Below are 23,074 nucleotides of genomic sequence, written 5' to 3' on the forward strand. Positions count from 1 at the left end.
GAGCGTTCGATCGAGGCCATCGGTCAGGTGCTCAGGGGGCGTTGACGGTTTCCGGCTGCCGGGGCGGCTCGGCCGGTCCGCTCGCCCCGGCCGGTTCGGCCGGCGCCGGCTGCCGTGAGAGCGCGCCCGGCCACCACACCTTCCGGCCCAGTGCGACGCTGGCGCTGGTCACCAGGTACGTCCGGACGAGGAAGGTGTCGAGCAGGACGCCGACGGCGATCACGAAGCCGAGCTGGACCAGCTGCACCAGGCCCATGTTCGTCAGCACGGCGAAGGTCGCGGCGAGGACGAGTCCCGCGGAGGCGATGACGCCGCCGGTGGTGCGCAGTGCGGTGAGTGCCGCCGTGGCCGGTTCCGCTCCCGCCAGGGATTCCTCCCTCATCCGGTGCATGAGGAAGATGCCGTAGTCGACGCCGAGGGCGACCAGGAACACGAAGGACAACAGTCCGAGCCCCGGATCGGTGCCCTTGAGGCCAAGGAGCGGTTCGAAGACCAGTCCGCCGATCCCCAGGGAGGCGCCCCACACCGCGACGACCGCGACCACCAGGAGCAGCGGGGCCACCAGACTCCGCAGCAGCATGATCAGGATGAGCATCACGGAGACGAGGACGAGCGGTACGACGATCTTCGTGTCCCGGGCGTTGGTGACCTCCAGGTCGATCTGCTGGGCGCTGTCCCCGCCGACGTAGGAGCCCTTCAGTTCCTTCCGCAGGGACTTGATGGTGGCGGTCTCCCCCGCCGACTGGGGTGCGCTCTTCGCGAAGACGGAGATCTCGGTCCAGCCGTCTCCCGTACGACCCTTCTCCGCGCTGCCGACGCCCGGTGTGCCGCGGACGGTCGCGAGGGTCTCGTCGGCGCGGTCCTGCGGGGTGATCACGTCGATGGGCTGGCTGCCCTGCCCGGGATAGGCCTTGGCAACGGTCTCCATCGCGACGACGGACTCCGGCTTCTTGACGAAGGAGTCCTCCTGCTTGAGCGCTCCCGGCAGGTTGAGTGAGCCGAGGGCGAGGGCGCCGAGCAGCACGGCACCGCTCGCGAGGACGGTCAGCGGCCTGCGACCGGCAGAACTGCCCATCGCCGAGAACAGGCTCCGCCGCTGCTTGGGCGTGCTCCCGAAGGCGGGCACGAGCGGCCAGAACACCCGCCGTCCGACCAGTACGAGGAGGGCGGGCAGCAGGGTCAGCATCGCGATCAGCGCGCACAGCACACCGACGGTGCCGAGCGGGCCCATGCCCCGGCTGCTGTTGAGGTCGGCGGCGAGCAGGCACAGCAGTCCGGCGGCGACGGTGCCGGAGGAGGCGAGCACGGCGGGCCCGCAGCCGCGCAGGGCGGCGAGCATGGCCTCGTACGGTCGCTCGATGCGCCGCAGCTCCTCCCGGTAGCGCGAGACGAGCAGCAGCGCGTAGTCCGTGCCCGCCCCGAACACGAGGATCGTCATCACGCCCGAGCTCTGCCCCGAGACGGTCGTGCCGAAGGCCTGGTTGAGGCCGTAGGCGACGCCCATCGACATGTAGTCGGCGATCCCGGCGACGACGAGGGGCACGAGCCACAGCACGGGGCTGCGGTAGATCAGGATCAGCAGTATGGCGACGACGGCGACGGTGGTGTAGAGCAGCGGTCCGCCGAGCGAGTCGTAGACCGCGCCGGAGTCGGTGCCCAGCGCGCTGGTGCCGCCCACATCGACGCTCAACCCGCCTCCGCCCTGGGCGACTTCGCGGACGTCGGTGACGAGTTGATCCTGCTTCTCCTCGTCCGCCCCGGGCTCGTTGCTGGCGACCGGGTACATCAGGGTCGTGCCGTCCTTGGACGGAATCCCCTTGGGCTCACCGCCGATCAGCGCGTGCTGCCGGGTGATCTCCGCGACCTGCCTGGCCGCGGTCTCCCGGTCGGCGGCGCTGAGCCCGCCGTCCCGGTGGTAGACGAGCACCATCTCGGTGGTCTCGCCCCCGGGCAACTTCTCCTCGATCTTCGCCACTTGCGTCGAGTCCGCGCTCGCCGGCAGGTAGTCGGTGACCTTGTCGTGCTGCACGCTGCCGAGCTTGGCGGCGAACGGCCCGACGAGCGCGATCACGGCAATCCACAGCCCGAGCACCGCCCATGGAACGGCTCGCCTGCGTCCCGTCCTCGACGTGGTTGTCTCTCCGGCCCTCATCGACCGATCTCCCTCCGGGTGATGTCTGCTTCGGTCCCCAGACTTCCGGTGAGAACGACGGCTTTCGTCGGGCGGGAGGGCGAGGTGATGCGTACTGCTGGGGGCGACGGCGGGTGCGGATTACTCCCCGGGGAGTAATCCGCGGACGGCGCCTCGAAAGGGGCGCGCGGGGTGCCGCGACCAGCCCTCACCGACGCGAACTGCCCGGGGGCCGCCGCGGGTGGGCGGGCCCCGGACGGGTGGGTGGGCCCGGACGGGCGGGCGGCCCCGGACGGGTGGGCGGGGCTACGGTCGCCAGATCACCGCGGTGCGCGTGGAGCTTCCCGGTGTCGGGAAGGTGAGCCGGACGCCGACGGCCACGCCGGCGTTGTTGATGGACGTGGTGTAGGAGTAGTTGTCGCTCGGTGTCACGTCCAGCTCGGTCAGGCTTCCGTCGGATTCGTAGCGGAGGGCGTAGCGGTGCTGGTCGGACGGGACCATGACCCCGGTGTGCCCGACGGAGACACCGGCGTCGTTGACGTCGACGGCCGTGGTGTACTCGAACGCGGAGCCGATCGCCGTGGCGGTGCCGTCGGGGCTCCAACTCGTGGCGGTGTAGTCGATGCTGTCCGCTCCGAGCTCGTAACCGACGACGGTGCCCGAGGCGTTGATGGCATTCGCGTTCGAGCCCGGACCCAGGTCCGTGACGGTGCCGTCGGCGCCCCACGTCACGGAGTGGGACCGGCTCCTCGGGCCACCGGTCGGCACGGCTCCCCGCGCCACCACGGTGCCGGCGTCGTTGATCTGGACGACCCACGCGGTGGAGTAGGCCGAGGTCGGGTCGAGCGGGACCAAAGTGCCGTCCGGCAGCCACTTCACGGGGTGATAGGCGCTGTAGTCGGAGAAGGACACACCGGCGACCGTGCCCGAGCTGTTGACCGAGAGGGCCATGGCAAGGGTGTCACCCGCGAGGGGAGCGAGCTGGACGGCCTGGCCGTCCGGGAGCCACTTCACCGCGCGGTAGGTCCCGCCGAGCGCGGACTCTCCTACCGCGATACCGGTGCGGCTCATCGCGCGGAAGTCGGTCCTGGCGTCGCCGGGCAGCGGCTGGAGTGGGGTGACCGTGCCGTCAGGCGCCCAGCGCACCGGGTGGCTCCCCGACCAGCCGGCGGCGGTGCCGTCGTCGCTCACGGCCTCGACATAGCCCATCGGGTCGCCGGGCAGCAGCGGGAGTGTCGTGGGGCTGAGGTCCGGGTCCCAACGGGTCGGAGACATCTGGTTGTTGGAACCTTGGGTGTAGCCGACGATCACCCCGTCGTCGTTGATCGCGGCGGGGTGGCTCGATATTGCGCCGGGCGGGAGGGGCAGGTCCGTTGCCGCGTTGGCCGTCGGGCTGGTGTCGGCCGACGCGCTGCCGGCCGTGGCCGGCGTGAGGGTGCAGACGGCGGCCAGGATGGTGGCGGCGGCCGCGAACCGCAGGGCTCTGATACCGATGCTCATGACGCGAATTCCCCGTCTCGTGGACTTCGTCGGAATGGCACTGTGGTGGTGCTGTGTCACGTCGCGCATGGAGAGTTCCCGTGGGCAACACTGCTCGCCGCACAGGAACTCCACTCAGTCTTCACGATGTCGGGCGGGGTCGCAGGGGAACGCTGGAGTCGTCGAGAACCACATCACGCACCGGCGGCGGGCCGCCTCGTGATGCGGGTGGAGTTGCCGGTCAGGTGACGAACTCCCCAAGGAGGCGGGGGTGCTGGAGCGGCACGTCCGCGGCGACTGTACGGAGAGACACGGCCTGCCGGTCGTGGCCGCCGCGTGGTGATTGCGGCTCGACCAGGGCGGTCACCTGCTCGCTCAGACAGTCCTTCGAGCAGGCAGGTGCCGCCCGGCATGCTCCACCGGTTCACTCAGGGCGGGGTTGTCGACGTACGGGTCTCCTGTGCCGCAGCGATAGGTCTGCGACGTCTCACCTCGTCAGCGCCTCGATCACGCGTACTGCTTCTGCGGGTGCAGGTCGAAGGTGATGTGTGGGGCGAGGGCGCGCAAGAAGTCGGTGGCATCGAAGGTCTCGCCTGCGGAGACGGCACCGGCGGTCTTGGTGCGGCCGGCCAGGACACGTTCGAGGGCCTCGGCGACGAGGGGCGCGGTGACGGCGTAGATGTCCTGGCCCCGGGCGGTGGCCCGGCGTTCGGCTCCGTCGGAGCGGACGACGACGTCCACGAGGAAGGTCTGGTGCGAGCGCCCGCTCTCGTCCGCGGCGGTCGGGGCCGGTGTGTCGGGCGCGGCAATGTCTCGGACGGCCTGGGTAGTCATGTAGGTGGTCACGTCGGGGATGGCGAGGTGCCGGGCCACGGTGACGACGTCCGCCATCGTGAACTCCCCGATCACGGGCCGGGATCCCATCGGTTCGGGGAAGGCCCACTCCATCGTGGGCGCCGCGTCGGTGCGGCGTTCCCACTGTCCTCCGCGGTAGCGCAGCCGCTGGGCACCGCGTCGCTCGCGGGAGACCGCGCCGGAGCGTCGGGTACCGGCGGTGGGGTGCCAGTCGCTGAGTGCGTAGGCGATGTGTGCCTCGTCGGCCTCCGTCCAGTCGCCCATGGCCGCGGTTGCCAGCAGGTCGCCCAGGCCGCCGAAGAAGGCCATGGCAGGAACGATCACCGCACCTGCGTCCTGAGCGCGCTCGCGGTAGTGGGCGAAGGTGTCGAGGTTCGCCTCGAGTTCGGCGGCCACGTCCAGGTAGGGGATCTTCGCGCGCAGCGCGGCCTCGATCACCGGGCCGGTGGTCGAGGCGAAGGGGCCGGCACAGTTGATGACCGCCACTGTTCCCGCCAGGGCCCCGTCCAGCGACGCCGCGTCATCGACCGCTGCCGCCCGCGCCTCCAGGTCGTGCTCGCGGGCCACCTCGTCCAGGGCCTGTGCGTTGCGGCCGGACAGCACCGGGACGAACCCCCGCGCGAGCAGTTCCGCGACCACGAACCGCCCGGTGTGACCGTAGGCGCCGTACACCGTCACCAGCTGACCTGCCCCCATGAAACCGCTCCCCTGTATGCAGACGCCCGCTGCGGAGTCGATCCGCCGCGGCCTGACCTCCTCATCCTGTCCCTGCGCCGACATCCGGCACGAGTGTCGGAAACGACATGCCGCGTACAGTTTCGGACATGCCCGCTGTCGCCCTCGCCGTCACCGACGGCATGCTCCACTACGAACTGGCCGTGGCCGTCGAGGTCTTCGGATCCGATCTGACCCACATCGTGAACCCCTGGTACGACTTCGCCCTGTGCGGCAGCGGGCCGGTACGCATCGGCCGCTTCCACCTGGAGCCCGACCACGGGCTCGACCACCTCGCGCACGCGGACACGGTGATCGTTCCAGGCTGGGCCGACACCGACATCGACCCGCCCGCCGAGCTGATCGAGGCGGTGCGCGCGGCCCACGCGGCCGGAGCGCGCGTCGCGTCACTGTGCACCGGCGCCTTCGTCCTGGGCGCGGCGGGACTGCTGGACAGCCGGCGTGCCACCACACACTGGGCCCACACACGGGAACTCGCCCGGCGCCACCCGAGAGCCACCGTCGACCCGGACGTCCTCTATGTCGACAACGGCGACGTCCTCACCTCCGCGGGCAAGGCCGCCGCCATGGACCTGTGCCTGCACCTCGTCCGCCTCGACCACGGCTCGGCCCACGCCAACGCGATCGCCCGCCGCCTGGTCATCCCTCCCCACCGAGACGGCGGCCAGGCCCAGTTCATCGCCACCCCGCTCCCCGCCCCGGGCAACCACCCCCTGGACGAGCTCTTCCCCTGGGCCCTGGAACGACTGAACCAGCCGCTGACCGTGGAGGACCTGGCCCGCCAGGCCCGCATGAGCACACGCCACCTCGGCCGCCACTTCAGACACCTCACCGGCACGACCCCGCTGCGCTGGCTCCACACCCAGCGCATCCGCCACGCCCAGGCACTGCTGGAGACCACGGACGCCACCATGGACACCATCGCCGCCGCCACCGGCATGGGCACCGCCACCACCTTGCGCCGCCACTTCCACCGCACCGTCGGTGTCCCACCTGACACCTACCGCCGCACCTTCCGCCCCTGAAGGACAATGGACAGGCCGTGCTCACGCTGATCGCGGACCTTAGTCACCGGGACCAGAAGCTCGTCGTCGCGTTGCTGGTGACTCATGCCTGGTGGCATCCACCCGCAGCCGTCCCTGCGCCGCGGCTCCGGTGCGCAGCGATCGGGGCGGCATCGCACGCTGAAACGATCAGTTGGCCACGCAGCGGCGGCCCCCTGCACGCACGCGTGCGGAGGGCCGCTTTCCCCAGTGCGGTACCGGGTTTCGTCAGCCGGCCACGCGTACGCCGAACTGGAAGGAACCGATCGTGCTCATCGACTCGTAGCGGACGTAGGCGCCCGGGTAAGGCGCGTGCACTACCTGGCCGTTGCCCGCGTAGAGCCCGACGTGCTCAGTGTTGTTGAAGAAGACGAGGTCACCGGGCTTGAGTGCGTTCATGCCGACGTGGGCTCCGTCGTTGACCTGGGTGTAGGTGACCCGGGATATGTGCACACCCGCCTGCGCGTACGCCCACTGCGTAAGGCCGGAGCAGTCATAGGAGTTGGGGCCCGTTCCGCCGCGGGCGTACGGCTTGCCTATCTGCGAGGCGGCCGCGTTCAGGGCTGAGGCACCGAACGGGGAGGCTGCCGCCTCGCTGCCGAGGTCGACACGGCTCGCGGCGGACCGGCTGGCGCGCTGCTCGGCATCGGCGATCTCCTGACGCTCAGCGGCGGTCAGGGTGTTCAGCAGTGCCTGCGCCTTCCTGAGCTTGCTCTGGATCTCCTTCTTCTTCTCACCGAGCGTGGCGCGGGCAACGGCGAGGTCCTTGAGCTTGTCCGAGGCCTCCGCGCGTTCCTGCGCCAGCTCCCGCTGCTTCGCCTGAACCTTCTTGAGCGACTCGACCTGCTGCGCGGACAGCGACTCGAGCGTGGAGGCCTTGTCGAGGTAGTCGTCCGGGTCGGCGGAGAGGAAGAGCTGGATCGAGGGATCGATACCGCCGGAACGGTACTGCTCACTGGCCATCGAACCGAGCTCCGAGCGCAGTTCGTTGAGCTCGTCCTGCTCGCGGGCGACCTTGTCCTGGAGCAGGCCGATCTCCTTCTCCAGCTTGTCCTGCCCCTCCTTCGCCTCGTCGTACTGGTTGGAGGCGCGCTCGGTCTCTTCGTAAAGCTTGTCGACCTTGGCCTTGACCTCGGCCTTCGTGGGCTTGGGGGCCGCGTTGGCGGACTGTGAGGCCAGTGCCACGGCAGCGGCGGCTGTCGCGGTCAGTACGGTCACGCGGGCTCGGCCCGGCTGTTTCGGTCGACGGTGGGACGCCACGAAGACGAACTCCTTGTTCCTCCAACCACCCACACGACGCACGGTGGACGGCGCCCCGCCGCCGTCACCCGCCTCGTGCGAGCGACCCTTTGAACGAGGGGTCCAGGCCACCCTAGTGATCTTCCTGTGACCAAATCAAAGGCCGCCGCGCACAACTCCGGTCACTTTCCCCATCGTTCACGCACAAAGCGATCACTTTATCGGCGGCAACATCTGGTCTCTACGTCTACGAGCCCGAACTGTCCCCCGCCCGGATCCGTGCGCGCGGGGCCTGCCTGGGCGGCGCCATGAACCAGCACGGAATCCTCCTCGGCCCGGTCGTCGTGGGCTCGGCGACGGCGGCGGCCGGGACGGTTGAAGCCAGATGACGGACCGGCCCGGCACCGAGCAGGGGTGCCGGGCCGGTCCGATGTCGCGGTTCAGGGGGTCAGCCCTGGCGGGCCTTGAAGCGCGGGTCCTTCTTGTTCAGCACGAAGGTCACGCCCCCCCAGCGCACCATCTGGGCGCCCGGCTTGGCCTTCAACGAGCGCAGGGACTTGCGCACCTTCACAGCAGTCTCCTCCCGGCAGGATCGAACGAGTCTGTCGTCAGGGGCGGACGGGGGCTGTGGCGCCGTAGCGCCTCTGGAAGCGTTCCACCCGGCCCGCGGTGTCCACGACGCGCGTGCTGCCGGTATAGAACGGGTGGCTCGCCGACGAGATCTCGACGTCGACGACGGGGTAGGTGTTTCCGTCCTCCCACTCGACCGTGCGCTCCGTCCGGACGGTGGAGCGGGTGAGCAACTGGAAGCCGGCCGCGCGGTCACGGAAGACGACCGGACGGGAGACGGGGTGGATGGTGCGCCTCATGGCATGGCCTTTCTGTCGCCTGCGTCGGCCTCTGTCGGGGAGCCGTGGCGAGGGGTTTCAGCGTTCTTCACGGAAGAGGACGTGCGCGCCGACCCGGGGGTCGTACTTGCGCAGGACCATCCGGTCGGGATCGTTCAGACGGTTCTTGCGGGTCACGTAGGTGACTCCGGCACCAGCCGTCGACTTCAGCTTGACGACGGCGCGTACGGTGCCGCGTGCCATGAGGTGCTCCTTCCGCCACCACCCGAGCCTCTTGACTCGGACATGCCAGACGCCTTCTTCAACAGCGCCGGGCGGCGTCTCATTCCCGACGGAGCGTGGGGCGACATGCGGTCGCCATCGCGGCGGAGGATTCTGTCGGGCTTAAAGCACGCGACCGACCCCGACGTGAGGGGGCAAGGTCCGGGGTCGCCGACCCTTCCCCCTCCCACGGTGCGTTCAACTCGCCCACACCTGTCGGCATTCCCGGCAAGGACAGGTCCTGCCGGCGCGGCAGCGGGCTGCGCTGGTGCTGCGCGGGGTGCTGTTGTTCCCCACGTCTCCCGAGCAGTTGGGGACCACGGTCACCGCAGTCCCCGACGCCGACAGGGCGGTCGGGGCGGATCCGGGTCAGCCGGGCCCGAGGCGGCAACCGTCATGCTCATGCCATCATCTGCGGTATGAGCACAGACACCGGCCACGCGGCGATCGTCCACTGGCGGCGCAGCATATGGAACGGCGCCCGCTGTGAGCCCGTCCTGCTCACCCTGCGCCCCGACGGCCTGCAGATGCAAGATCGTTCCCTGCACACCGTTCTGCGAGCCGACCCGCACACGGTCACCGGACGCCTCAGCCGGTTAGGCACCCTCGTCCTGACCATCGACGGGCGGCGCTATGCCTTCGTCGGACGGGGCGCCTCCCTGTCCCCCGCGCCGAGCCCCGAGCAGCGGGCCCTGGCGAACGCCGGACACGGATCACCACTACCGGCTGCGGCCGGCGGCGCGGTGGACCAACTGTTCAACGGCGGTGCGGGGGCACGGATGCGCGACTGGCACGCCCGACTGGCCGCCGCCGGAGCCAGGTTGACCTGACCGAAGGCAAGGCCGTGCAATGGCCCGATTCGAGTTCGCCCCCCGGCGATCCCTGGACCGGCGGCACCCAGCCCGAGGAGTCTGGTCACCTCGTCCTCGGTACTGCCGTCGATGGGGCTGACGTCGAGGTGCAGCCGGTTCTTCGCGCTCCTGCCCTCGGGCACCTGGGCGAACAGCACAGTGGGCGGCATCTGTCGGTACCGGACGTCCTCGACGGTCGGCGCCCAGGAGCCGATCTCGACTTGCCCTCGCTGCGGTCGATCACCTTGGAGTCCAGGACCTCGCACCAGAAGGCGGCAAGCATCTCGGGGTCGTGGCGCCCCTGATGCCCAACGGGCATCAGCGCAGCCGAAACAGGTCTTGGACGGCGCCCCCTCGCCCGTCGGAGGCTGGCAGAGCCAGACACCGAGCGACTGACGGGAACGAACAGCATGAAAGTCTTCCTCACCGGCGGATCCGGATACATCGGCAAGGCGACCATCACAGCCCTGATCCGGCGGGGACACACCGTCGAGGCCCTGGTCCGCAGCGACCGCGCCACCGGAACCGTCCGGGCCCTCGGAGCGACGCCGGTGCGGGGCGGGCTGCGGGACCTCGGCGTGCTGAACGCGGCAGCCGCCCGCGCGGAGGCGGTCGTACACCTGGCTCAGGCGGAAACCGGTGCCGAGGACCTGGAGGCGGCCGAAGCCATGCAGGACGGTGTCGGCAGCGGTCCGTACGTGCACACGGGCGGTACCTGGGTCTACGGCGACACCCTGGGCGTAACGGACGAGACCGCCCCGTGGAACCCACCGCCCCTGGTCGCCTGGCGCAGGTCCGTGGAGGACGCCGTCCTCGGCCGTGCCCAGCGAGGTGGCCGTCCCGTCGTGGTGCAGCCCGGCCTGCTGTACGGCGGGGAGAACCGCCTGATCGACATCTTTTACACCACCCCGGGGAGGGAAGCCGGCGCCATCCCCTGCATCGGCGAGGGGGCGAACCACTGGGCGTTGGTGCACGTCGACGACATCGCGGAGCTGTACGTGGCCGCGCTCAAAGCCGAGCCGGGTTCGGTGTACGTCGGCGTCGGCGGCGTCAATCCCACGGCCAGGGACTGCGCCCTGGCACTCAGCCGGGCCGCGGGCATCGAGGGCAAGGTCGCGTCGATCAGTCTGGAACAAGCCCGTGCGCAGATGGGCCCGATCGCCGATGCCTTCGCTCTCGACCAGCAGTTCACCGCGGACCGGGCGCGGAAGGATCTGGGCTGGACCCCCGCCCACACCGACCCTCTGGCCGTCCTCGCCCGTGCCTGAGTACGGCGGCCGCGTACCGTCCGCCGGTCGCCTCCCGCGGCAATTCCGGCGGGCCCGGTAGATTGTTGATCGACTGGCCTGGAAGGGGCCGTCCTGGACTGTTACCGTCGCCGGCGCTGTCTGCCGCTGTCACTGTCACTGTCCTGGACGTCCGGCCGACCAGGCGTGCCAGGGCAACAGAGCAGGCGGTGATTCCGGGTGGATCTTGATCTGCGGAAGCTGCGTTATTTCGTGGCCGTGGCGGAGGAACTCCATTTCGGGCGGGCGGCGGAGCGGTTGCACATCGCCCAGCCGGCGCTGTCCCGGCAGATCCGCAGTCTGGAGGACGACCTCGGGGTGGAGGTGTTCGACCGTGGCCGACGCGGGACGCTGCTCACCGCGGCCGGGGAGCAGTTGCTGGAGGACGCGCTGCCCCTGCTCGCCTCGGCCCAGGCACTGACAAGGCGCGTGAAGTCGGCGGCCCAGGGCACTCAGGCGCTGACCGTCGGCTTCATGCCCGGCATCACGGTCACCCCGGCCACGGTCGCGTTCACGGCGGACCACCCGGACGTGAACGTACGTCTGCTGCGCACCAGTTGGGACGACCAGGTGGAAGTGCTCCTGGACGGCCGGGTCGACGTCGGCATCGTGCGGTTGCCCATCGACAGCGGCGGCCTGCGGATGCGCCCACTCTTCCGGGAGCCCCGCGTGGTGATGGTGCCGAGGGGGCATCCCCTGGCCGGCAGACAGTCGGTGAGCGTCAAGGATCTCGCCGCCGAGCACCTGCTCCAGGATCCGAACGCCGTTCCCGAGTGGCGGGACGTCGCACTGGAACCCCACGGTCGCCGGCGCCACGAGGCCCCGGTGATCCATCAGGTGGAGGAGAAGCTCGAACTGGTGGCCGCCGGTGCGGGCATCTGCGTGCTGCCGCTGTCGACCGCGGGCTTCTACACCCGGCCGGACGTGATCCCGCTGCGCGTGGAGGACATCGGCCCCAGCGAAGTGGCCCTGGCCTGGGTGGCGACCCGACGCTCCCGGCTGATCCACGACTTCATCGAGGCCGCGACCAGCGCACTTGCCCGTCCCTATGGGAACGAGAGGCAGTCGCCCTCGGACTGAGGGGGCCTTCAGGCGAAAGAAAATGACCCTCTGCACCCCCACGACACCGGCCGCCAGAAGACGGCCGATGTGTTCCACCGCGGTGTTCAAGCCGCAGACAGCGCAGGGTGGTTGCGCATCCCGGCCCGCACCCGCGCGCGTACAGCAGAGTCATCCGCCGCGACACAGGACGCAGTCGATCGCCGCCTACGACGCGGCGGCCAGGGCCCGGAGCGCGGTGACCGGTTTGCGTAGTCCATAGGCGACCGCCGTCGACGTTCCGTCGGCATGGCTCCAGGTCAGCAGTGCGCGTCCGTCCGTCACGCTGCCCTGCACCGTGGTCGGTTCGCCGATGAGCGGCAGGCGGCCGACGATTTTGACGGTGAGCCCGGCGACCTCGGTCCAGAAGTAGTCGTCCTGCGGCGGTCCGGGCGAGGGCAGACCGAGGACGGAGGCCGCCGCGGTCCTGCCCTGGGCGACGGCGTTGGACCAGAACGGCGCACGCCGGTCGGGCCGGGTGCCGTCGCCGCGGAAGTAGGTGACGTCGCCGGCGGCGAACACGCCGGGCACGGTGGTGGCGCAGGCATGGTCGATGCCGACGCCGAGACGGTCGGGGAGGCCCGTCCCTGCCAGCCAGTCGACGCAGGGGACTTCTCCGGCGCAGGTGACCACGAGGTCCGCGGTGAGTTCGGTGCCGTCGGGGAGCACCACGCCGCTCACGGGGTCGCCGGTCAGGGTGGCGAACCCGGTGGCCTGGAGAAAGCGGATGCCGTACGCCGCGGCGCGTGCGGTGATCGCGGCGGACAGATGGTCGCCGAGGATGCGTTCCAGTGGCCGGTCGGTGTCCACGACGGTGACCGGGATGCCGCGGGCGGCGCAGGCGCCGGCCACCTCCATGCCCAGGAAGCCGGCGCCGATCACGATCGCCGAGCCGGCGTCCGCCAGGCGGGCGCGGAGCAGGCGGGCGTCGTCCAGGGTGCGCAGGACGAGTTCGCCGCGCTGCCCGGGGGCGGCGAGCCTGCGGGCCGCCGCTCCGGTGGCGACGATCAGCGCGTCGTAGGAGACCTGGCGGTCGTCGGCGGTGGTGACGGTGCGACGCCGGGTGTCGGCGGTGACCGCGGGCGAGCGGATGATCTCGGCGTCGAGTCCGTCGAGGGCCAGACCGAGGGTGTGGTCGGCAGCCGGGTCTTGCAGAACGGCCTTGGACAGGGGCGGGCGGGAGTAGGCGCCGTGTTCCTCCGCTCCGATGATCGTGAGGGGGCCGGTGTGACCGAGAGCGCGCAGGTGGCGGGCCGCGGTGATGCCGGCGAGCGACTCGCCGACGACGAGCACCGAGCGCCGTGCGGTCACGACAGGACCCGCAGGGCGGCGACCGGGCAGGCATGGACAGCAGCGCGAGCGGCGAGCTGATGCGTGTCGGGGACTTCGGCTCCCTCGAAGTGGTAGGTGAGTTCGGCGTCGTCGTCCAGGCTGAAGACCTCGGGAGCCTGGTCGGCGCACAGGCCGTGGCCTTCGCAGCGTGGATGGTCGACGGAGATCTTCATGGTGCTGTCCTCAGCAGTCCTCAGAAGGGCGTGCGGCGGGGTTCAGGACGGGATGAGTTCGAGCGGCAGGCGCTCGAGGCGGTGGATGACGTTGTTCAGGGCCCACTCGGGTGGGCCGGTGACCTCGATGCGGTCGACGCGTTCGACCAGGGCGCGCAGGATCGCGGACGTTTCCATGCGCGCAAGTCCCTGGCCGGCGCAGCCGTGCGTGCCCTGCCCGAAACCGAGTTGGCGGGCGGCGTCACGGCGGATGTCGAACGTGTCCGGGTCGTCCCACTCCAGCGGGTCGCGGTTGGCGGAGCCGTACAGGACCAGCACGCGGGAGCCCTTGGGGAGGGCGATGCCCGCCAGTTCCGTGTCACGGGCAGCGGCGCGGGAGAAGGCGCGGATCGGGGATTCGTAGCGGACGACCTCGTTGACCGCTTTCGGGACGAGGTCCGGGTCCGCCTTCAGCAGGCGCCACTGTTCGGGGTGGAGGGCGAACAGGTACAGAGCGCTGGAGATGGCGCTGATGGTGGTGTCCAGGGAGGGTGCCAGGTAGTCGATCATCATGGTGACGCACTCGGCGGGCATGATCCGGCCCTCGTCGGCGGCGCGCAGCAGGTCGTGGCCCATGCTGCCGTCCAGCACGGACCGGTCCCGGACGACACCTCGGGCGTAGCGCAGCATGCCGAGGGACGCTGGGAGTGTGCGTACCGCCTGGCGGTTGATGGGGCCCATGGCGTCGAAGGTGGCACCGGCCCAGCGCAGCAGGTGCTCGCGGCCCTGCTGGGGCCAGCCGACCAGGTCGGGGACGACAGCCATCGGCAGCGCCGTGGCCACCTCCACCGCGTCGACCGTCCGCCGGGCCACGGCTGCCTCGACCACGGCGGCCGCCTGCTGCTCGACCGTGTCCTTCATCGCGCGGAGTGCCCTGGGGGTCAGGCGGTGGGCGAGAAGGGAACGGCGGCGGGTGTGCTCCTCGCCGTCACTGCACAGGGTGGTGCCCTGGCCCGCGCGGTTGGCGACGGGGTTGAGTGCGACGCCGTCCGAGGAGACGAAGGTCTCGTCGTCCAGCAGTACCTGCTTGCATTCGGCGTAGCGCGGCAGGGCGTAGACCTTGTGCTTGCTGAGCCGGACCACAGGACCGAGGTCGCGCAGGGCGGCATAGTGCGGATACGTGTCACGGATGGCCGACGCCGCGTACAGGTCGGGGCGGTAGACGGGGATCTCCGTACGTACGGGCATGCGGGAGCCCTCCTGAAGGAGCCGTGAAAGAGCGGGGCGAGAAGGTGGGGGTGGAGCGGGCTGGTCCGTGGGCGGCTGCCTGAGTGCAGCCCCGGTGTGTGCCCGCGCCGTCAGCGCGACAACGCCGTAGTGACGAAATAATCAAGCTTGATGGAATACCCCGTCAAGGGTTCCGGCTGAGAAAAACGATGAACTCATCAGAACTGCCGGATCTCTCCACACTGCTCAGCGTCGGCTAGGGCACGGCAGCAGGCTCCGAGCGCCCGGCGTGATGCTCCTCCCCCAGCTCGGCCCAGACCGTCTTGCCCTGCCGGGCATGACGCGTCCCCCAACGCTCGGCGAGCTGGGCGACGAGCAGCAGGCCGCGTCCGCCTTCGTCGAAGGCGCGGGCCCGGCGCAGGTGGGGGGTGGTGCTGCCCGCGTCGGACACCTCGCACAGCAGGGAGGAGTCACGGATGAGACGTAGGCGGATGGGCGGCCGGCCGTAGCGGACGGCGTTGGTGACCAGTTCGCTGACCACCAGTTCGGTGACGAAGCCGAGGTCGTCCAGCCCCCAGGCGGCCAGTTGCCGTGCAACGCTCCGACGGGCCCGGGCAACGGCTGCCGGATCGGCGTCCACGTCCCAGGCCGCGACCTGGCCGTCCCCGAGGGCGCGGGTGCGGGCAAGCAACAGGGCGACGTCGTCGTGGGGCCGCCCTGCCGCGGGCAGCAGGGCCTGGAGCACGCGGTCACAGACGTCATCCAGGGACGCGGAAGGCCGTGCGAGAGCCTGGCAGAGGAGAGCTGTGCCCGCGTCGACATCGCGGTCACGGGCTTCGACCAAACCATCGGTGTACAGGGCGAGGAGGCTGCCTTCCGGCAGCTCGATCTCCGCTGCCTCGAACGGCAGGCCCCCCAGCCCCAGCGGTGGGCCGGGCGGGATGTCCAGGAGATCGACGGTGCCGTCGGCGCTCACCACTGCGGGCGGCGGGTGCCCCGCGCGAGCCAGGGAGCAGCGGCCGTCGACAGGGTCGTGGACGGCGTACAGGCAGGTCGCGCCGATGTCCCCGGCCGTTTCGGTGTCGGGGTCGGCCGAGGCTTCGGCGGACAGGCGGACGACGACGTCGTCCAGGTGGGTCAGCAGCTCCTCGGGAGGCAGGTCGATGTCGGCGAGGGTGCGGACCGCGGTCCGCAGGCGCCCCATCGTGGCAGCGGCGTGGATGCCATGGCCGACCACGTCCCCCACCACGAGGGCGACCCGGGCGCCCGACAGCGGGATCACGTCGTACCAGTCGCCGCCCACCCCGGCCTCGTCACCGGCCGGCAGGTAGCGGCAGGCGACCTCGACGGCGGCCTGCTCCGCCGGTCGCCGTGGCAGCAGACTGCGCTGGAGAGTGAGGGCCGTGGCCCGGGCGTGTGTGTAGTGGCGGGCGTTGTCGATGGCCACGGCCGCCCTGGCCGCGATCTCCTGGGCGAGGAACAGATCCTCGTCGTCGAAGGGAAGCGGGGTGCGGTGACGGCAGAACCGCGCGACGCCGAGAGTGGCGCCGCGCGCGCTCAGCGGCACCAACAGCGCCGAACGGGCAGAACGGGCGCCCAAGGTGTCGGCCGGATCCGTCGGCGTCGCCGCGTGCAGGGAAGGCCCACCGGTGGTCAGGGCGCGAGCCATGGCCGCGTCATCCGGGCAGGTGTGGCGCTCCCCCACCCGAGTCGTCGGCTCCTGACCTCCCTGCGCCGTCGACGCATGGGCGACCCGGTGCAGTACGAGGGGGCCCGGCGCCGGAGTGTCGTTCGCGTGCACCACGGAGTCGAGCAGGTCGACGGTGACCACGTCGGCGAAGTGGTCGACGGCGAGGTCCGCCAGTTCCTGGGCGGTGCGAGCGATGTCCAGCGTGGTCCCGATGCGCAGACCGGCCTCGTTCACCAGGGACAGACGCCACCGCAGTCGCCGGTCCCGCTCCTCCTGGAACGCCATGACGCCCTGCTCGGACGCGTCGTCCACATAGCTCTTCGCCATCCTCAGCAACAGGCGCGATGCCGAGCTGACCAACTCCGCGTCCTTCGTCAGCCGCGGCATTTCGGCAAGAAGTCTGTCCAGGACCACGCCCTGTCCGAGCCGGAAGGCCCGCAGCAGCGCTGTGACCGGCGCGCCGTGCCGCGCCAGTCCACGTGCGCGTTCCAGCTCGGCGGCCGGCGGGTCCATCTCGCCCGGGTCGATGCCGTGTTCGAGGCCGGCCAACACGCCGACGACATGCTCGGCGACGTTCTCGGACGTCATGCGGGCGAGCTCCGGGTTGCTCCACAGATCGGGAACCTCACGCCGCAGGCACCGCACCACGTCGGCGATCACCTCGTCCGCCTTCGGCCCGAGGTCGCCGGCGACACGGGACACAAGGGATGCCGCCGTGTACTCCTCCACACTGTCGACGGTACGCCCCACGGGATGCACGCGAACGGTCGAGCACCAGCTGCTGCCCGTCTCTGACCGGCGGCCACCCGGGCCGTCAGCCGACGGCGATCGCCACCCCGGCGTACGCCACCGCCGTCAGAGCGAGTACCGCGGCGGGCAGCGCTCGCCCGGGCGGGTCGCCACGGCGCAGGTGAACCACCGCGGCAGCCACCATCAGCACGGTCAGCCCGGCAGCGGCGGCCACCCCCAGCGGGACCGCAGCCAGGCCGAGCAGCAGTCCGGCGGCTCCGGCGGTCTCCAGCACGCCGATCACTCGGTAGCGGCCCGGCGACATACCGAGGTGGGCTGCCGCCTGGCGCATGAACGGCACCGCGGCGATCTTCGCCAGCCCCAGCGGGAGGAAGATCAGCGACAGCGCGACGGCGAGAAGGGTCTGTGCGGTGCTCATGCCGATCGGTCCCTGCGTTCAGCACCCAGGCGGGCGTAGTAGTCGATGAGGTCGGGGGCATCCACGACGGCCGGGTTGACGACCTGTTCGACAGGAGCCCCCTGGAGCAGCCGCTTGACGGGGACTTCGAGCTTCTTGCCGGTGCGCGTGTGCGGGATGCCCGGCACTTCGAGGATGTCGTCGGGGACGTGGCGGGGTGAGACGCCGGTCCTGATCGCCTCCTTGATCTTCTCGCCCAGCGAGTCGTCCAGGGTCACGCCGGCGGCGAGGACGACGAACAGCGGCATCCAGTAGCCGCCGTCCGGCTCCTCCGCGCCGATGACGAGGGCCTCGGCGATCTCGGGAAGGCGCTCGACGACGTCGTGGATGTCGGCGCTGCCCAGGCGGACGCCGTTGCGGTTCAGCGTGGAGTCGGAGCGGCCGTGGACGATCACCGAGCCGTGTCCGGTGACCGTGATCCAGTCGCCGTGCCGCCACACACCGGGGTAGGAGGAGAAGTAGGCCTCCCGGTAGCGGCTGCCGTCGGGGTCGTTCCAGAAGTACAGCGGCATCGACGGCATCGGCCGGGTGACGACCAGCTCGCCGACCCGGTCCACCACCGGGAAGCCCTCGGTGTCGTACGCGGCCAGCGCCACGCCCAGATGGGGCGCCGACAACTGGCCCGCCCAGATGGGCGTGTTGGGCGCGCTGCCGGCGAAGCCGGACACCACGTCCGTCCCGCCGCTGATGGACGCCAGCCGCACATGGTCACCGACATGGTCGCGGACCCAGGGGTAGGCGGAGGCGGGCAGCGCGGAGCCGGTGCAGCCGACCACGCGGATCGACGACAGGTCGTGCACGGACGGGTCGATGCCGAACTTGGCCATGCCCAGCAGGTACTGGGGGCTGGTGCCGAAGACGGTCACCCGGTGGCGCGCGGCCAGCTTCCACAGGGTGTCGGGCTGGGCCAGGGGTGCCGGGCTGCCGTCGTAGGTGCAGGTGGTGGCGCCGGTCAGGAGGGTGGAGGCGACCAGGTTCCACATCATCCAGTGGGTGGTGGTGTACCACAGGAGGCGGTCGCCGGGGCCGAGGTCCGAGTGCAGGCCGAGGGTCTTGAGGTGTTCCAGCAGGACGCCGCCGTGGCCGTGGACGATGCCTTTGGGCAGGCCGGTGGTGCCGGAGGAGAACACGACCCACAGCGGGTGGTCGAACGGCACCGGCGTGCAGGCCAGTTCCTCGGTACGGGTCGAGGCGTCCTCCCACGGAATCACCAAGGACGGATACGCCTGCGACGGCCACGGCAGGCCGGTGTGGTCCACCAGCAGCGTCGCCTTCAACGTCGGCAGCGCTCCGGCGAGTTCGAGGGCGGCGTCGCGGCGGTCGTGCGTGGTGCCGTTGAACAGATAGCCGTCGGCGGCGATCAGCACGGTGGGTTCGAGTTGGGCGAAGCGGTCGGCGGCGGCCTTGGGGGCGTAGTCCTGTCCGCACACCGACCACACGGCGCCCAGGCTCGCGGTGGCGAGGAACGCGACGATGGCGTGTGGGGTGTTGGGCAGGTAGCCCACCACGCGGTCCCCCTTGCCGACACCCAGATCGCGCAGGGTCGCGGCGACGGAGGCGACCTGGGCGCGCAGCCGGCTCGCGGTCATCTCGTAGCAGGAGCCGGTCTCGTCGAGGGCGATGATCGCCACGGCGTCGTCGGCGAGGTTGCGCAGGGCGTGATGGGCGTAGTTGAGCGTGGAGCCGGGAAACCACCGGGCCCCGGGCATCCGCTCCTGTGCCAGGACATGCTCGTAGGGGGTGTCCGCGTCGATGTCGAAGTACTCCCACACCGCCGCCCAGAAGCCCTCCAGGTCGGTGACCGACCAGCGGTGCAGGGCGGCGTAGTCGGAGCCCGCCCTCCCGGCGTGACGGGCGAAGTCCATGATGGTGCTGTCCGCGACGGCCCGCGGATCAGGCGTGGTGAAGGGGCTGGGCACGGTCATGGGGTGGCGCTCCTCAGCAGGCTTCTGCCGGCGGTCCGTCGGAGTGGGTGGGGGCTGCGCGTGGTGTGCAGGAGGGACGCCCAGTCGGGGCTTCCGGTGAAGTCGCGGCCGCCGGTCGGGACGACGTCCATGACGACGCGGTCGGGGCGCAGCAGGACGGCGTCCGCGCGGCCGGCGCGCAGCCAGGCGGCAAGGGTTCCGTCGTCGCCGAGGCCGGTGACGGGGATCGCCCGGATGCCGAGTGCGTGGGCGAGGGCGTTCAACGAGGGCGAGGGATCGGTGGCGGTCAGGATGGTGAAGGAGTCGCCGAGCACCTCGTCGAGGCGGGTGCGCCGTCCGTCGGCGGTGATCCACGGTTGGGGGCAGTGCGTTCCCGCAAGGCCCTTGCGGAGGCGGCGGCGCACGAGGGGTCCCGTGGTCAGGGGCGGGCTGAGGTCGCGGCCGGCCCGTCCGGTCAGGCCGGGTATGCGGCAGGCCGCGGCCAGGGCCCTGCGGCGGAGCGCGGCGGCACTGTCCTGGCCGCCGGTCATGGCCCAGCCCATGGCGACCGCGAGCCGGATCATATGCCGGGCATGCGGCTTGCGTTCACTCTCGTAGGTGTCCAACATCCGCTCGGAACCGCCCTGTTGGAGGACTCGGGCGAGTTTCCAGGTGAGGTTGCAGGCGTCCCGCAGGCCCGCGCACAGCCCCTGCCCGATGAACGGCGGGGTGAGGTGGGCGGCATCGCCGAGCAGGAAGACCCGTCCGCTGCGCCAACGGTCGGCGACGCAGGCCAGGAAGGTGTACTGCGCCTCGCGGATGATCTCGAAGTCCCCCTGGTACGAAGGCGGCAGCCACGGAGCGACCAACTCGCGGACCGGCTGCTCCACCCCCTCGCGCAGCCGGAACTCCCACCGGTAACGGTCCTCGCCGATGCGCGCGAAGGTGGCCGGCCGGTCCGGGTCACAGACCTGGTCGACCCCCTCCCAGGAGCGCACGTCGGCCGTGGTGCGGACGTCGATGACGGTCCAGCGTTCCTCGAAACGCATGTCCTCCCACACGGCGCCGATCGCCTCGCGGGTGAGGCTGTTCGCGCCGTCGCAGCCGAGCACCGCGTCGGCCCACAGGTGATGCTCACCGTCGTCGTCCCGGTACGTCACACGCACCGGGCCCTCGGTGTCCGGGCCGATGCCGGTGACCTCCACTCCGCCCCGCAGTTCGCATTCCGGGTACCGGGCCAGGGCGTCGCGCAGCACCCGCTCCAGCTCGGGCTGGTCGAACATGCTGGTCTGCGGGTAGCCGTGCAGCCCGTGCTCGGTGCGCCGGAACTCGGCCATCACCCGGTGCCGGGCGTCCAGCAGCCGCAGCCCGTTCGCCGGCCGGGCCATCGCGGCGAACTCCTCCCCCACGCCCGCGGCCTGGAGGATCCTGCGCACCTCGTCGTCGGTGGCGGCGGCCCGCGGGAGCGGGTAAATGCCCTTGTGGCGCTCGAGGACGACGCTGCGGACTCCGCGCCGGGCCAGGAGGAGGGCGGCGGTCACGCCCACCGGCCCGGCGCCGACGATCACCACGGGTACGTCCGCCCCGTTACGTTCGAAGATCATGTGCCTCGGGTCTCATTTCGCGTCCGTGACGGGGGTGCGCTGCTCGCCGAGGTCGATCCGGCCGTCCGGGGTCGCGATCGTCGCTGCGATCACGTCGCCCGGGCTGAGGTAGTGCGGGTTCTTCGCCTGGCTCTTGAAGAACGCCTTCCATTTCACGGCGGGCGGCAGCAGCGCGCCGATCTTCTCGACCGGTTTCGGCGGGGCCTTGAGTGCCGTACCACCGGGCGTCCCGGTGAGCAGCAGGTCGCCGGGGTCCAGTGTCTGGAAGCGTGCCAGGAGGGTCAGTGCCTGGGCCGGGCGGACGATCATGTCGGCGAGGGTGCGGTCCTGACGCAGCTCGCCGTTGACGGACAACTTCAGCCGCAGGTCCGGGAGATGGACGAAGTCCTCCGGCTCCAGCAGGGCCAGGTAGGGCCCGGTCGGCGTGAAGGTGGGGTACGACTTGCTCTCGTAGAACTGCGTCCTGGTCAGCTGGATCTCGCGGGCGCTGACGTCGTTCGTGATCACCAGTCCGGCGACGTACGTCGGCAGGTCCCGTTCCTCGACCACGGTGCCGACGGGCAGCGGTGCCCCCATGACCAGGCCGAGCTCGATCTCGTAGTCGAGGAACTTGACGTGGGAGGGACGGACGACGGCCTCGCCCGGGCCGCTGACCGAGCCGGACGCCTTGCGGAAGAAGGCGGGCGGGATGTCGCCGGTGAAGCCCGAGTCACGGGCGTGGCTGCGGTAGTTGACCATCTGGGCGACCACCCGGCAGGGCGTGGTGACGGGCGAGAGCGCGTCCAGGCCGGCGACCGGAGTGCCCGCCTCACCGGAGAGAGCCGCCTCCCGTACGGCGTCCCGGTCGGCGATCAGCTCGGCGGTGGTGACGGCCTTAGTGTCGACCGGGACGGCCCGGTCGCCGCGGATCACCCACCAGCCGTCGGCGGTGCGCAGGACGTTGGTGCTCATGAGTTCATCGCTTTCATCAGGCCCAGCAGACGGTCGGCGTCGAGTTCGTTGTCGCCGCGCAGGGCGTGCAGCACCTCGCGGACCTTGGCGGGGGACGGGCTCGCGCCCAGGAAGTCCCGGGTGGCGGGCGGCCCCCACTGGGCCAGCCCGCTCGCCGACAGCGGCGCCCAGCCGGGCTCGACGTCGTGGGAGAACAGGTCGCCGTCGGCGAAGTGCTCCAGCATGAAGTGGTCCGGGTCGCGCCAGTAGTCGAACAGCTGGCTGCCCTGGATGTGCCGGCCGATACCCCAACTGCGCCGGTAGCCACGTTCGTTCAGGTACTCGCCGCCCGCCGCGATCGAGTCCAGGTCGGTGACCTGGTAGGCGGAGTGGACGTACCCCGTGCCCGGGCCCAGGTGCATCGCGAGCGTGTGGTGGTCGGCGGGCACGCTGCCCAGGTCGCAGCGGATGAACGCCATCGTCGGGCCCCGGTCTCGCTGCCCGTCCAGGAACAGGAAGTCGGACACGATCATCCCGAGGGTGTCCAGGTACCAGTCCAGCGCCCGCGCGAACACCCGTGTCTCCAGCACCAGATGACCCAGCCGTTGGATCCGGGACGGCTCGCGCGGCGGGCGCTGCGCGGTGTTCGTGCGACGGTGAGCGGTGCCGAAGTTCAGGAGCCGCGGCTGCTGCTCGGGGAGCGCCGCCAACTGCTCGCCGCAGTGCACCACCCGCACCGGGAAGCCGGACGGGTCGAGCAGGTCGACCACCTTGCCGCCACCGGGCACGTCCACATCTCGCACGTCGGACCCGGTGGCCCTGGCCAGCCGCTCCAGGTCGGACCGCTCGGCCGCCCGGAACGCCGGGCCGATGAAACGGGAGGACCGTCCGCGCCGGATCACCATGCACGGTGAGCCGGCGAAGGTGCCGCGCAGCCACAACTCGCGCTCCGTGCGCGCCGCGACCCCGAACCCGAAGTCCCGCGCGAAGACCTCGGCGCGGTCCAGGTCGGGCTTCTCGAACTCCAGCCAGGCCAGGTCCGCCACCTTGATCACGGGGTTCCGGGAACGGCCAGGGTGCTCACCTCGCAGGGCGCCCTGTTCGCTGTGCAGGTCCTGGTGGGCGGTTCTGACAGCGGCCCCGGGACTGCGGGTTTCAGACATGGTGCTCTCCGAGCGGCATCGTCATAATGAGGAAATCAT

20 protein-coding genes and 1 pseudogene are annotated in these 23,074 nt (G+C 70.9%); 4 read left to right on the forward strand and 17 right to left on the reverse strand.

Annotated elements, in window-relative coordinates:
• Positions 1-31: 31 nt before the first annotated feature.
• The 3 genes from OHN19_RS00500 to OHN19_RS00510 all read right to left on the reverse strand — a co-directional run bounded on the left by OHN19_RS00500 (position 32) and on the right by OHN19_RS00510 (position 5,161).
• Entirely contained in the window at positions 32-2,152 is a 2,121-nt protein-coding gene (locus OHN19_RS00500) for an MMPL family transporter (protein ID WP_330262133.1), read from the reverse strand.
• 285 nt (positions 2,153-2,437) lie between these two features.
• Positions 2,438-3,631 carry a hypothetical protein gene (locus tag OHN19_RS00505; protein ID WP_330262134.1) on the reverse strand — a complete coding sequence of 398 codons (1,194 nt, stop codon included), beginning with the start codon at positions 3,629-3,631 and terminating at the stop codon, positions 2,438-2,440.
• Positions 3,632-4,117: 486 nt separating this feature from the next.
• The gene (locus OHN19_RS00510) at positions 4,118-5,161 is read right to left on the reverse strand and encodes a saccharopine dehydrogenase family protein (protein ID WP_330262135.1); all 1,044 of its coding nucleotides are present in this window, start codon (positions 5,159-5,161) and stop codon (positions 4,118-4,120) included.
• 128 nt (positions 5,162-5,289) lie between these two features.
• Between OHN19_RS00510 and OHN19_RS00515 the strand changes: the two genes are divergently transcribed.
• Entirely contained in the window at positions 5,290-6,225 is a 936-nt protein-coding gene (locus OHN19_RS00515; protein ID WP_330262136.1) for a helix-turn-helix domain-containing protein, read from the forward strand.
• A 246-nt stretch (positions 6,226-6,471) separates the two neighbouring features.
• Here OHN19_RS00515 and OHN19_RS00520 read toward each other — a convergent pair whose 3' ends face one another.
• From OHN19_RS00520 to rpmG, 4 genes are all read right to left on the reverse strand, one after another.
• Positions 6,472-7,503 carry an NlpC/P60 family protein gene (locus tag OHN19_RS00520; protein ID WP_330269498.1) on the reverse strand — a complete coding sequence of 344 codons (1,032 nt, stop codon included), beginning with the start codon at positions 7,501-7,503 and terminating at the stop codon, positions 6,472-6,474.
• A 427-nt stretch (positions 7,504-7,930) separates the two neighbouring features.
• On the reverse strand, positions 7,931-8,053 hold the full coding sequence (locus OHN19_RS00525; RefSeq protein WP_330262137.1) for a ribosomal protein bL36: 123 nt from the start codon (positions 8,051-8,053) through the stop codon (positions 7,931-7,933).
• A gap of 37 nt (positions 8,054-8,090) precedes the next feature.
• Positions 8,091-8,351 carry a type B 50S ribosomal protein L31 gene (locus OHN19_RS00530; RefSeq protein WP_330262138.1) on the reverse strand — a complete coding sequence of 87 codons (261 nt, stop codon included), beginning with the start codon at positions 8,349-8,351 and terminating at the stop codon, positions 8,091-8,093.
• A gap of 57 nt (positions 8,352-8,408) precedes the next feature.
• Positions 8,409-8,573 carry a 50S ribosomal protein L33 gene (gene rpmG, locus OHN19_RS00535; RefSeq protein WP_330262139.1) on the reverse strand — a complete coding sequence of 55 codons (165 nt, stop codon included), beginning with the start codon at positions 8,571-8,573 and terminating at the stop codon, positions 8,409-8,411.
• Positions 8,574-9,010: 437 nt separating this feature from the next.
• On the opposite strand from rpmG, the gene OHN19_RS00540 reads away from it, so the two are divergent.
• On the forward strand, positions 9,011-9,421 hold the full coding sequence (locus OHN19_RS00540; RefSeq protein WP_330269855.1) for a hypothetical protein: 411 nt from the start codon (positions 9,011-9,013) through the stop codon (positions 9,419-9,421).
• 29 nt (positions 9,422-9,450) lie between these two features.
• Here OHN19_RS00540 and OHN19_RS00545 read toward each other — a convergent pair.
• Positions 9,451-9,761: pseudogene (locus OHN19_RS00545) on the reverse strand (VOC family protein); the annotation flags it as partial.
• Between the two features lie 91 nt (positions 9,762-9,852).
• Here OHN19_RS00545 and OHN19_RS00550 point away from each other — a divergent pair.
• Both OHN19_RS00550 and OHN19_RS00555 read left to right on the forward strand, forming a co-directional pair.
• Entirely contained in the window at positions 9,853-10,710 is an 858-nt protein-coding gene (locus tag OHN19_RS00550) for an NAD-dependent epimerase/dehydratase family protein (protein WP_330262140.1), read from the forward strand.
• 198 nt (positions 10,711-10,908) lie between these two features.
• Positions 10,909-11,808 (forward strand): LysR family transcriptional regulator, encoded by a 900-nt coding sequence (locus tag OHN19_RS00555; RefSeq protein WP_330262141.1) that lies wholly within the window; start codon positions 10,909-10,911, stop codon positions 11,806-11,808.
• 186 nt (positions 11,809-11,994) lie between these two features.
• Here OHN19_RS00555 and OHN19_RS00560 read toward each other — a convergent pair whose 3' ends face one another.
• From OHN19_RS00560 to OHN19_RS00600, 9 genes are all read right to left on the reverse strand, one after another.
• Positions 11,995-13,137, reverse strand: coding sequence for an NAD(P)/FAD-dependent oxidoreductase (locus tag OHN19_RS00560; protein ID WP_330262142.1), 1,143 nt, complete (start codon positions 13,135-13,137; stop codon positions 11,995-11,997).
• On the reverse strand, positions 13,134-13,331 hold the full coding sequence (locus OHN19_RS00565) for a ferredoxin (RefSeq protein WP_330262143.1): 198 nt from the start codon (positions 13,329-13,331) through the stop codon (positions 13,134-13,136). The genes OHN19_RS00560 and OHN19_RS00565 overlap by 4 nt, the downstream gene beginning before the upstream one ends.
• A gap of 42 nt (positions 13,332-13,373) precedes the next feature.
• On the reverse strand, positions 13,374-14,558 hold the full coding sequence (locus OHN19_RS00570; RefSeq protein ID WP_330262144.1) for a cytochrome P450: 1,185 nt from the start codon (positions 14,556-14,558) through the stop codon (positions 13,374-13,376).
• A gap of 235 nt (positions 14,559-14,793) precedes the next feature.
• Positions 14,794-16,977, reverse strand: coding sequence for an ATP-binding SpoIIE family protein phosphatase (locus tag OHN19_RS00575; protein ID WP_330294108.1), 2,184 nt, complete (start codon positions 16,975-16,977; stop codon positions 14,794-14,796).
• Positions 16,978-17,041: 64 nt separating this feature from the next.
• A complete protein-coding gene (locus OHN19_RS00580; RefSeq protein WP_330262146.1) occupies positions 17,042-17,395 on the reverse strand; it encodes a DoxX family protein in 354 nt (117 codons plus the stop codon).
• Positions 17,392-19,359, reverse strand: a complete 1,968-nt coding sequence (locus OHN19_RS00585) for an acetoacetate--CoA ligase (RefSeq protein WP_330262147.1) — start codon at positions 19,357-19,359, stop codon at positions 17,392-17,394. The genes OHN19_RS00580 and OHN19_RS00585 overlap by 4 nt, the downstream gene beginning before the upstream one ends.
• Entirely contained in the window at positions 19,356-20,942 is a 1,587-nt protein-coding gene (locus tag OHN19_RS00590; protein WP_330262148.1) for a bifunctional 3-(3-hydroxy-phenyl)propionate/3-hydroxycinnamic acid hydroxylase, read from the reverse strand. The genes OHN19_RS00585 and OHN19_RS00590 overlap by 4 nt, the downstream gene beginning before the upstream one ends.
• 12 nt (positions 20,943-20,954) lie before the next feature.
• Positions 20,955-21,893, reverse strand: a complete 939-nt coding sequence (locus OHN19_RS00595) for a fumarylacetoacetate hydrolase family protein (protein WP_330262149.1) — start codon at positions 21,891-21,893, stop codon at positions 20,955-20,957.
• A complete protein-coding gene (locus OHN19_RS00600; RefSeq protein ID WP_330262150.1) occupies positions 21,890-23,035 on the reverse strand; it encodes a VOC family protein in 1,146 nt (381 codons plus the stop codon). Before OHN19_RS00600 ends, OHN19_RS00595 begins: the two co-directional genes overlap by 4 nt.
• Positions 23,036-23,074 lie beyond the last annotated feature (39 nt).

Origin of the sequence: Streptomyces griseorubiginosus (genome assembly GCF_036345115.1) — a bacterium.
Lineage (GTDB): Bacteria > Actinomycetota > Actinomycetes > Streptomycetales > Streptomycetaceae > Streptomyces > Streptomyces griseorubiginosus_C.

Coding starts and splice junctions, on each gene's coding strand:
- OHN19_RS00540 (WP_330269855.1), top strand. CDS start 9,011: ATGAGCACAGACACCGGCCACGCGGCGATCGTCCACTGGCGGCGCAGC.
- OHN19_RS00600 (WP_330262150.1), bottom strand. CDS start 23,035: ATGTCTGAAACCCGCAGTCCCGGGGCCGCTGTCAGAACCGCCCACCAG.
- OHN19_RS00530 (WP_330262138.1), bottom strand. CDS start 8,351: ATGAGGCGCACCATCCACCCCGTCTCCCGTCCGGTCGTCTTCCGTGAC.
- rpmG (WP_330262139.1), bottom strand. CDS start 8,573: ATGGCACGCGGCACCGTACGCGCCGTCGTCAAGCTGAAGTCGACGGCT.
- OHN19_RS00505 (WP_330262134.1), bottom strand. CDS start 3,631: ATGAGCATCGGTATCAGAGCCCTGCGGTTCGCGGCCGCCGCCACCATC.
- OHN19_RS00515 (WP_330262136.1), top strand. CDS start 5,290: ATGCCCGCTGTCGCCCTCGCCGTCACCGACGGCATGCTCCACTACGAA.
- OHN19_RS00585 (WP_330262147.1), bottom strand. CDS start 19,359: ATGACCGTGCCCAGCCCCTTCACCACGCCTGATCCGCGGGCCGTCGCG.
- OHN19_RS00550 (WP_330262140.1), top strand. CDS start 9,853: ATGAAAGTCTTCCTCACCGGCGGATCCGGATACATCGGCAAGGCGACC.
- OHN19_RS00510 (WP_330262135.1), bottom strand. CDS start 5,161: ATGGGGGCAGGTCAGCTGGTGACGGTGTACGGCGCCTACGGTCACACC.
- OHN19_RS00580 (WP_330262146.1), bottom strand. CDS start 17,395: ATGAGCACCGCACAGACCCTTCTCGCCGTCGCGCTGTCGCTGATCTTC.
- OHN19_RS00570 (WP_330262144.1), bottom strand. CDS start 14,558: ATGCCCGTACGTACGGAGATCCCCGTCTACCGCCCCGACCTGTACGCG.
- OHN19_RS00500 (WP_330262133.1), bottom strand. CDS start 2,152: ATGAGGGCCGGAGAGACAACCACGTCGAGGACGGGACGCAGGCGAGCC.
- OHN19_RS00590 (WP_330262148.1), bottom strand. CDS start 20,942: ATGATCTTCGAACGTAACGGGGCGGACGTACCCGTGGTGATCGTCGGC.
- OHN19_RS00565 (WP_330262143.1), bottom strand. CDS start 13,331: ATGAAGATCTCCGTCGACCATCCACGCTGCGAAGGCCACGGCCTGTGC.
- OHN19_RS00595 (WP_330262149.1), bottom strand. CDS start 21,893: ATGAGCACCAACGTCCTGCGCACCGCCGACGGCTGGTGGGTGATCCGC.